Source organism: Hyphomicrobium sp. (assembly GCF_035687085.1).
GTDB lineage: Bacteria > Pseudomonadota > Alphaproteobacteria > Rhizobiales > Hyphomicrobiaceae > Hyphomicrobium_B.
This window is the reverse complement of sequence record NZ_DASRYS010000012.1, coordinates 286,496-295,027: the sequence shown is the minus strand read 5'-3', so window position 1 is coordinate 295,027 and position 8,532 is coordinate 286,496. Positions and strand designations below refer to the sequence as shown.

The following is an 8,532-nucleotide window of genomic DNA, read 5'->3' as shown; positions in this document are numbered from 1 at the left end:
TTGGCACCTCGATGTCGGCTCATCACATCCTGGGGCTGGAGCAGGTCCCAAGGGTTTGGCTGTTCGCCAATTAAAGTGGTACGTGAGCTGGGTTCAGAACGTCGCGAGACAGTTTGGTCCCTATCTGCCGTGGGCGTCGATTGTTGAGAGGAGTTGCCCCTAGTACGAGAGGACCGGGGTGAACGTACCTCTGGTGTACCTGTCATTGCGCCAGCAGTGCCGCAGGGTAGCTATGTACGGACGGGATAACCGCTGAAAGCATCTAAGCGGGAAGCCTCCCTCAAGATTAGCAATCATCGAGTCGTGATAGACCATCACGTTGATAGGCCGGGTGTGGAAGCGCAGTAATGCGTGGAGCTAACCGGTCCTAATAACTCTGTTCGCGCTTGTAGAATCCCACCATCAACGACAGGCCTGCCTGTTGTTGGAGGATTTTCCAGCCGGATAACGCCTCAACAACGCATCGATTTAACCCGCACCGGCATCATCGAGGAATTCTTCGATGGTGCCCACTACGCCGGCTTCATTGCTTGGTGGTCATAGCGCCTGTGACCCACCCGATCCCTTCTCGAACTCGGCCGTGAAACCAGGCAGCGCCGATGGTACTAACGCTCAAGCGTTGGAAGAGTAGGACGCCGCCAGGCATTGCAGCCGGCGTGGTACGCGGAAAACCCATTCACTTTGTCCTCCCTTTCGAGGGAGGAGCCCCGGACCCACAGGTCCGCAAGGCCGACCGGCCGCCCGCAGCGCCGGAGGCGCGAGGATGCCACGGCCCCCTGTTAGGCCACCGGCGCCTGAGGCTAGCGAACAATCTTATCGCGGGGTGGAGCAGTCCGGTAGCTCGTCAGGCTCATAACCTGAAGGTCGTTGGTTCAAATCCAGCCCCCGCAACCAATCCCCTCACACGACAATCTTTAAGTTCAGCTGCCTCGCTATTGCGGTCCCAAATTTCGGCCGTGGCAAAATCGATGGCAAACGACGATCGATTAAGCCCGCGTTGCCTTCGCGGCGGTTTGCAAATCACAGACCGTCTTTGCAATTGAAAAGGGCGTGGCGGCCCATTGCGCGTGATCTGCTGGCCGGCAAGGCCTAGCCCATCGGGCAGAGGCCCTGAATGATATCAAGCGTGACGGATCGGCGCCCTTCGATCACGGGCGCCGATCCTTGCGTTCATGCCAGCGGCTTCATGAGCTTGCGAGTGCTGGCCGGCTTCGTCAACGGTTCCGGCGTCGGCTGGGTAAGCAGCCAATCTCGGCCTGAGAAGATGTCACCTTGTACTTGTTCTATGAGGCGTTCTTCATCCCGCCGCCGCACGTCCTCTAGCGCCTGCTGTAGGTCTCCAGACGAACAGCCGAGTGCGTTCAATCCCTCTGCGCCCATGAGGAAGGCGGATTCGACCGTCTCCCGAATCTCATAATCGACGCCGGCGCGGATCAGTTCGATGGAGTGGCGACGATCGCGACTGCGTACCAGGAGCTTGGCCATTGGAAACTCGGCCTTCACGAGTTTGACGATCTGGTTCGAGGCCTTGGGATCGTCCACGCAGACCATGATGACTTCAGCGTTCTGCGCGCCCGAAGTCTGCAGAATGTCCAGCCGCGTTCCGTCACCATAGAAGATCTTGAAACCGAATTTTCCGGCTTCCCGAATGCGGTCCGGATTGTTTTCGATCATGGAGACGTCGACGCCTTTGGAAAGCAGGACCTGAGAGGCGATCTGACCGAAGCGCCCGAAGCCGATCAACAGCACCTGACCTTTCAGGTCCCGCGCCACTTCGACTCCGTCTAGTGAAACATCCGTCTTCAACAGCCGGTCGGCCAAGATGATGAGCAGCGGCGTCAACGCCATCGACAAGATGACGACGGTAGAGAAGACCGCACTCTCCATCTCCGTGATCACGCCGCCCTGCGATGCGGCGAGGTAAAGCACGAAGGCGAACTCACCACCCTGCGCGAACATCGAAGTGCGATGCAGGGCTGCGTGATTGGTCGCGCCGAACGCGCGGGCCACGCCATAAATGCCGATGGCCTTTACCGCCACGTAGGCACCAAGCAGAGCAATCAACAGCGGCCATTGCGCAATGACAATTCGAAGGTCGAGCGACATGCCGACGGCGAGAAAGAACAGGCCCATGAGCAGGCCACGGAAGGGTTCGATATCGGTCTCGATCTGATGGCGATAGCTGGAACCAGACAGCATCACGCCTGCCAGGAACGCTCCCATGGCCATCGACAGGCCTGACGCTTCCATCAGCAGCGCGGCCCCCAAAACGATCAGCAGGGCGCCTGCCGTAAGCAACTCGCGCGCTCTTGCGCGGGCCAACAGCGCAAAGAAGGGATTGAGCAGATATCTTCCCGCAACGATCAGCAGGGCGACGGCCCCGACCGCGACAACGAAACCCTCAAGCCCGCCTTCGCCGCGCGCGGCAGGGGATAGAAAGGTGACCAGAGCCAGCAAGGGAACGATCATCAGATCCTCAAACAGGAGGATCGAAACCGATTTCTGCCCCTGGGGCTCGGCCAGTTCCCCACGTTCCTGCAGGATCGACATGATGACGGCAGTGGAAGAGAGGACGAAGCCCGCGCCGGCCACAAACGCTGGTACCCAAGCGAGGTTGAACAGGAATATCCCGGTCAGGGTGAGGAGCGCTGTACAGATCAGGACCTGCGCTAGGCCGAGGCCAAAAATCTGGCCGCGCATTTTCCAGAGCTTTTGGGGACGCAATTCCAATCCGATGACGAATAGGAACATCACCACGCCGAGTTCGGAAAAATGCAGGATTGTCGCGGGATCCTCGAAAAGTCCGAGCATCGAGGGGCCCACCAGCGCGCCTGCGGTGAAATAGCCGAGAACCGAACCGAGGCCGAGCCGGCGAAACAAGGGCACCGCGGCCACCGCCGCGGCCATCAGCACAACTGCTGGACCTATCGTATGCGCTAAACCCTCGGCGGCCATATGCTTTCCCCGTTCCCCGAATTCACAGCCAGATCATGCAGCGCAATCCCAAGCGATTCAACGTTGCTCGCCGCGGCTTTGCGCCGGCGCCTCAAAACCGGGGAACCTGATCCTGATGAAACCATGCGGCTTCGCCGGCCACCTGCTCTGTAGGAAGCTCGATCCGCATGCTCGCAGTCGAGCTCTCAGGCGCCGATTTCTGCCTCAGGGCTCGCCGCAGGCCCCAGACGTCTCGATTCATATCGCTTCAACCGGCGGCTCAATGGCCAAAGCCATGAGCGTGATAAGAACTCCGCAAGCAACGACGATAGCGGTTGATATTCCCAATCCAGCAAGGGCGACCGTGCCGATCACCACTCCTGTCGCGAAAGCCAGCCACGATGCAGCGTTGGTTCCGGCTTCCGACAATCGCGCCTTGCCGATCCAGGCTCTCGCAAGGCCTTCGCCGATGCCGACCAGGGTGCCAGTGATATAGCTTTTCCCAGTTGAGACCCCCGCGATAGTTTCGTGGATGGCGTTTTGCATTCCCATCGCTGTTGAGATGAATAGCAGCGCGAGCTTCGTAGGCCATAATCCAATCAAACCGGCCGCGAGCAGGAAACAGATGAGTTCGCACGCAAGTACGAGCTGCACACGCGCGCGTCCTGAGACCGCATATATGAGAGTTCCCAAAAATGCGCCGAGCACGAAAGTTGCGATGACGGCGCTAGCCCAGATGATCACGTTTTCATTGCCCTCGGCGATTGCCATGCCGAGCTGCGTGCTATTTCCGCTCATGAACGAAACAAAGAGGTGTCCCATCGCCGTATAGCCGATGGCATCCAAGAAGCCGGCGAGCGCCGTCATCAAGGTTGCCTGGGCGAAAATCCTCCAGGCCGCATCTGACGCGTCGTCATGGTGATGATGTCTGAATGGGTTCACGGGGTCCTCCCGGCGGATTCAATTTTCCAACGTGAATCGCAAGCCTTGCGGCTCGGACGAGCATCAAGCTAGTGCAGCGATATGACGAACTCTATTGTTCGTGTGGAGCTCAAAATCCTACCAAGGTTTAGAAGGGTAGCGTTCGAGGCATCGCTGGGCTTCAAGCCCGCTTCATGCTGCCGGGCATACCTAAGTATGAACGCGCCCGACCAACCGCATGGCGGTTTCAAACGAGTGCAGAATGGATGTTCGCTGAGCCGCCCGCGTAGATTTCCAGTTAGTCGTCCGAACGAATAAATGGAGAGCTCACGTGAAAAACATCAAATCAATGCTAGGCGCACTCACAGCAGCTGCAATGATCACAAGTGCAGCGCCGGCAAGCGCAGAGCCGATCAAGAACATCGTCTTGGTTCACGGTGCCTGGGTTGATGCCTCGGGCTGGAAGGCCGTTTACGACATTCTGTCTAAAGAGGGCTTCCATGTAACGATGGTGCAGGAGCCGGAGACATCCTTCGCCGACGATGTTGCGGCGACAAAGCGAATTCTCGACCTGCAAGATGGCCCGACGCTTCTTGTCGGCCATAGCTATGGTGGCTCAGTCATCACAGAAGCGGGCGTGCATCCGAAGGTCGAAGGGCTCGTTTATGTGGCAGCCCACGCTCCAGACGTCGGCGAAGACGAAAGCGCGCTTGGAAAGAAGATGCCGAGCGTTCTGGCCAAAACGCCGGGCGCAATCCAGAAGACGCCCGATGGCTTCACCTATCTCGAGCCTTCGCAACTGCCGAAGCTGTTCGCACCGGATTTGCCGCGTGCACAGGCCGAATTCGAGGCTAAATCGCAGGTTTTGGCGGCGGCAAGTGTGTTCAGCACGCCGCTCACTCAAGCTGCATGGAAGACGAAACCCAGTTGGGGGATCGTCGCCGGGAATGATCAGATCATCAATCCCGATCTCGAGCGTTGGTACTACGCCCGCGCCAAAAGCCAGACGATCGAAATTAAGGGCGCAAGCCACTCGGTATACGAGTCGCATCCCAAAGAAGTGGCTGCCGTAATCGCGAACGCAGCGCGGAAAGTTGGAGAATAAGCCAGCTGGGCAGCTCCTGAAAACGGGAGCTGCCGAGCCTGACTGCGATCTCTAAGTCCCTAGACAATCGAAACATCATTAGGCGCGGCGGATCAATTCGCCACGCGCCTCTCCTTGCGGCATGCGAAAGCGGAGCACGTCAATGGCACACACGATACTCTTGGCGCTTGCGCCCGTATTCTTCGTGATGGCGCTAGGCTATGGCGGCGGACGATTGCGCTTCGTCGAAAACCACCATGTCGACGGCCTCAATGCACTGGTGATGAGTTACGCGCTTCCCGCGTCTCTTTTCGCTGCGACAGCATCGGCGCCGCGCAGTCAGATTCTGGCGCAGGCTCCGCTCTTCGCGATTTCCAGCGTCGTCATGCTGGCGATATTCTTGGCGTGGTATTTTATTCAGACGCGCTCCCCAAAGGCGAGCAAGCCCGACGTAGCGCTCCAGGCTCTGACGATTGCCTTCCCCAATCTCGCAGGAGTGGGATTGCCGATCCTGACGGATGTGATCGGGCCGGCGGGAACCATCCCCGTCGCGACTGTTTTGGCGGCGGGCTCCATCATTATCAATCCTCTCTCACTCATTCTGGTCGAGTTCAACGATCCCAAGAAAGCGGTGTCTTCGGAGCGAACGCAATCTCGCGTTTTAAAGGCCCTCCGGCACGCTCTCACTAAGCCGGTGGTGTTGGCACCTGCCTTCGGCATCTTGCTCGGGCTCTGTGGATTGAAGATGAGCTCCATCGTCGAAGCATGTCTCCTCCTGATTGGCCAGACCGCGCCTGGTGTTGCGCTCTTCTTAACCGGCCTCGTCTTGTCCGCTCAGCCGTTTCGGCTGAATGGAGCAATCGCGGCGGCGACCATCGCAGGCAACATTGTACGCCCGCTTCTGACGCTTCTGATCGTCAGCGTCCTGCCGATTTCGCCGGAGAATGCCAAAGTCGCCATTCTGCTCGCCGCGCTGCCTTCAGGATTCTTCGGCATCCTCTTCGCCGTAAACTACCGCGTCGACCCCAATGCAACCGGATCGATTGTCATCGCAAGCACGCTATCGAGCATCGTCACATTGGCCGTGGCAATTGCAGTCCTCTTTCCTCGATAAGAGGCGCGCGGACCCTCTGCTGCCGTTGCTGTTGACGCGGGACTGCGGTGCTTGCTCATAGCCTTTAGGCCTTGATGGCCATGGATTATTTGAATGTTGGGCCGCTTCTATAAATCAGCAGGCTGAAACTATACCTAGGTATAGATATGCAGCCGAAAGGCTGGGTGGGTCATTCATCAAAAACGAGCTAAATCACGATGCCTTTCTGGGGCGAGGAGACAGCTCGGCATAAATCCCGTAATTTTAGGAGGAAAGAGTCGAGCGCGGTGCGATCTATGCCGGCTGGCGGCATAAGGATCGAGCTGTGTAACATGAGGTCGATCATCATGCGCGAGGGTACGAAGACGAAGACCGCCTCCGGGAACTCATCAGCACCGCAATCGATCGTCTATGTCGTAGACGACGACGTGGCCCTACGCGATGCACTGAGCAGTCTCTTCAGGTCAGTCGGGCTGCACGTTGAGCTGTTTGGCTCGGCGCCGGAGTTCCTGGCAAAGAAGAGGACCGACTCTCCTAGCTGCCTTGTTCTCGATATTCGGCTGCCTGGCGTCAGCGGCCTCGACTTCCAGGCGCAGCTCGCGAAAACAGACATCGCAATGCCGATCATTTTCATGACGGGTCACGGCGATGTTCCCATGTCGGTGCGGGCTATGAAGGCCGGGGCGATCGATTTCCTCTCAAAGCCGTTTCGCGACCAGGACATGCTGGACGCAGTCTTCAGTGCGCTGGAAACCGCGCGCAAGCAATTGGAGGCGAAACGTAACGTAGCCAATCTGATAGCGCAGTACCAAAGCCTCACGCCGCGTGAAAAAGAAGTGATGGCGTATGTGACGAAGGGACTGATGAATAAGCAGATCGCCGGCGAACTGCAGCTCAGCGAAATAACGGTCAAAATTCACCGCGGCCAAGTTATGCGGAAGATGGGCGTACGCTCTGTCGCGGATCTCGTGCGTGCTGCAGAGAAACTGGGCGTCGAGGCAAAAAGTCCTCAGAGCTAACACGAGTGTATAGTTCACTTTTACCCGCGAAATTCCTACCTTCTGGAGGTGGCGCGGTTGGTTCGCGTCCGCTTCTGAAAGGGCAGTCCGTGCCTCAGGATCTGAGAATTAGCATTGTCGATGACGACGAGTCCGTTCGTCGTGCGACCGCCAGCCTTCTCAGAGCCTGCGGTTTCGTCACGAGCACGTTTGGCTCGGCTGAAGAGTTCTTGCGGTCTCCCCATCTGCACGACACATCGTGCTTGATCTCCGACGTCCAGATGCCCGGGATGACAGGTCCCGAATTGCAGTCGCGGCTCCTGGAACTGGGAAGTGAAGTTCCGATCATTTTCATGACCGCTTTTCCCGATGAAAGGATTCATCGTCAGGTCGATTCGGCGGGTGCCGTCGCATACCTGAGGAAGCCGTTCGACAGCAACCTCATGGTGGAGTGCGTCGACAAGGCTTTGCACCGGGCCCACCGGTAAAACGGTCTGCGGTCTTGTCGTGAAGAGCGCTGCCAGAGACGCTACTCATCAAAGATGCGCGATGATAGGCGAGGGCCGAAGCTAATCTCTATTCGAGCAACGCGAACGTCGAACGACAGCGTCCGGGCGAGGTCTCCGGCCGTTCTGCATCATGTTGCGAAGAATTAGCGCTCGCGCGATTTCGGGAAAAGATCGGGAGCGAGACGCAAGTTTCCGTCTGGCGTGATGCGCAAAAGCTTCCGTTCTTCAAGCTCGTGCAAGCTGTCTGTGAGCTGCTGACGGCTGAGACCGAGAAGGTCGATGATGTAGGGAGAGTTCAAGTCATCGTCGATCAGATATGGGTCGCGACCTTCGTCGGCATTGCGGCGAGACAGAACTTCAAGAAAAGCCGCAACGCGCGCTGTTGGCTGCTTGGAGCTTTCTTGTAGGATTTTCTCGCGGCGAGCGATGAAGTCGTCGGCCGCTTCGGCAGCGTGAGGGAGGTTCTGCGAAATGAGAAGTGCGAAAGCCACTGGAATGCTCCCCATGCGATACGCAACTTTTGTTGAAGGCCGGTCTTCAACCGAAGCCGGCCCTCAAAAATGCGGTATTTGCTTTGCAGACTTAGTGAGGGATCTGATCGCGTTCCTGGTCAACGATCGAAGGGTCCTTCCCCTTGGAAGCACCGGCGTCGACGTCCGGCTTGGCAGAGTTGCTGAACTGATCGCGCTCCATCTCGACGACGGATTCATCAGCGCCGCGAGATGCGCCGGCATCCACGTTCGTTGCCTGAGAGTTGTCGATCTGATCGCGTTCAAGGTTGGGAACGGACTCGGCTCGTGCCGGCAGAACGGAAAGCGCCATAACGGTCGAGACGACTGCGAGGGAAAAAATCTTGTTCAGTGACATGGCTTCGGTCTCCTCAAGGTTGCATCGTTCTGGGCACCTGCAGCTCACCTTGAGACCGCTTGGGCCAGCGACGAGACAATTAATAGTCCGCCAAAGTCCGATGTCGTATTGTACGTGCGAACGCGC

The 8,532-nt window shown here is 57.9% G+C and carries 8 protein-coding genes, 1 tRNA gene and 2 rRNA genes; 7 read left to right on the top strand and 4 right to left on the bottom strand.

Translation table 11 applies throughout. From position 1 onward, the window contains the following. The 3 genes from VFG26_RS10680 to VFG26_RS10670 all read left to right on the top strand — a co-directional run. Positions 1-390: ribosomal RNA gene (locus VFG26_RS10680) — 23S ribosomal RNA — on the top strand; the annotation flags it as partial. A 139-nt stretch (positions 391-529) separates the two neighbouring features. After that, positions 530-644 (top strand): 5S ribosomal RNA (rrf, locus tag VFG26_RS10675). 173 nt (positions 645-817) lie between these two features. Beyond that, positions 818-894 (top strand) — tRNA-Met (locus tag VFG26_RS10670). Between the two features lie 276 nt (positions 895-1,170). Here the strand turns inward: VFG26_RS10670 and VFG26_RS10665 are convergent. Then, the gene (locus VFG26_RS10665) at positions 1,171-2,955 is read right to left on the bottom strand and encodes a monovalent cation:proton antiporter-2 (CPA2) family protein (protein WP_325025057.1); all 1,785 of its coding nucleotides are present in this window, start codon (positions 2,953-2,955) and stop codon (positions 1,171-1,173) included. A 237-nt stretch (positions 2,956-3,192) separates the two neighbouring features. Then, entirely contained in the window at positions 3,193-3,801 is a 609-nt protein-coding gene (locus VFG26_RS10660; RefSeq protein WP_325025087.1) for a YoaK family protein, read from the bottom strand. Between the two features lie 403 nt (positions 3,802-4,204). Between VFG26_RS10660 and VFG26_RS10655 the strand changes: the two genes are divergently transcribed. The 4 genes from VFG26_RS10655 (at position 4,205) to VFG26_RS10640 (ending at position 7,518) form a co-directional block, all read left to right on the top strand. Next, positions 4,205-4,960 carry an alpha/beta hydrolase gene (locus VFG26_RS10655; RefSeq protein WP_325025085.1) on the top strand — a complete coding sequence of 252 codons (756 nt, stop codon included), beginning with the start codon at positions 4,205-4,207 and terminating at the stop codon, positions 4,958-4,960. Positions 4,961-5,102: 142 nt separating this feature from the next. Next, entirely contained in the window at positions 5,103-6,053 is a 951-nt protein-coding gene (locus tag VFG26_RS10650) for an AEC family transporter (protein ID WP_325025055.1), read from the top strand. Positions 6,054-6,379: 326 nt separating this feature from the next. Continuing rightward, on the top strand, positions 6,380-7,051 hold the full coding sequence (locus VFG26_RS10645; RefSeq protein ID WP_325025083.1) for a response regulator transcription factor: 672 nt from the start codon (positions 6,380-6,382) through the stop codon (positions 7,049-7,051). A gap of 89 nt (positions 7,052-7,140) precedes the next feature. Then, entirely contained in the window at positions 7,141-7,518 is a 378-nt protein-coding gene (locus VFG26_RS10640) for a response regulator transcription factor (RefSeq protein ID WP_325025053.1), read from the top strand. A gap of 164 nt (positions 7,519-7,682) precedes the next feature. Here the strand turns inward: VFG26_RS10640 and VFG26_RS10635 are convergent, their stop codons facing one another. Together VFG26_RS10635 and VFG26_RS10630 are read right to left on the bottom strand one after the other, a co-directional pair. Continuing rightward, positions 7,683-8,030 (bottom strand): hypothetical protein, encoded by a 348-nt coding sequence (locus VFG26_RS10635; protein ID WP_325025051.1) that lies wholly within the window; start codon positions 8,028-8,030, stop codon positions 7,683-7,685. A gap of 91 nt (positions 8,031-8,121) precedes the next feature. Beyond that, positions 8,122-8,406, bottom strand: coding sequence for a hypothetical protein (locus VFG26_RS10630; protein WP_325025049.1), 285 nt, complete (start codon positions 8,404-8,406; stop codon positions 8,122-8,124). Between the last annotated feature and the right edge of the window lie 126 nt (positions 8,407-8,532).

Bases quoted from the DNA above. Each gene is read 5' to 3' on its own strand.
- VFG26_RS10650 (WP_325025055.1), top strand. From the start codon at position 5,103: ATGGCACACACGATACTCTTGGCGCTTGCGCCCGTATTCTTCGTGATG.
- VFG26_RS10660 (WP_325025087.1), bottom strand. From the start codon at position 3,801: ATGACGGCGCTCGCCGGCTTCTTGGATGCCATCGGCTATACGGCGATG.
- VFG26_RS10655 (WP_325025085.1), top strand. From the start codon at position 4,205: ATGCTAGGCGCACTCACAGCAGCTGCAATGATCACAAGTGCAGCGCCG.
- VFG26_RS10665 (WP_325025057.1), bottom strand. From the start codon at position 2,955: ATGGCCGCCGAGGGTTTAGCGCATACGATAGGTCCAGCAGTTGTGCTG.
- VFG26_RS10630 (WP_325025049.1), bottom strand. From the start codon at position 8,406: ATGTCACTGAACAAGATTTTTTCCCTCGCAGTCGTCTCGACCGTTATG.
- VFG26_RS10645 (WP_325025083.1), top strand. From the start codon at position 6,380: ATGCGCGAGGGTACGAAGACGAAGACCGCCTCCGGGAACTCATCAGCA.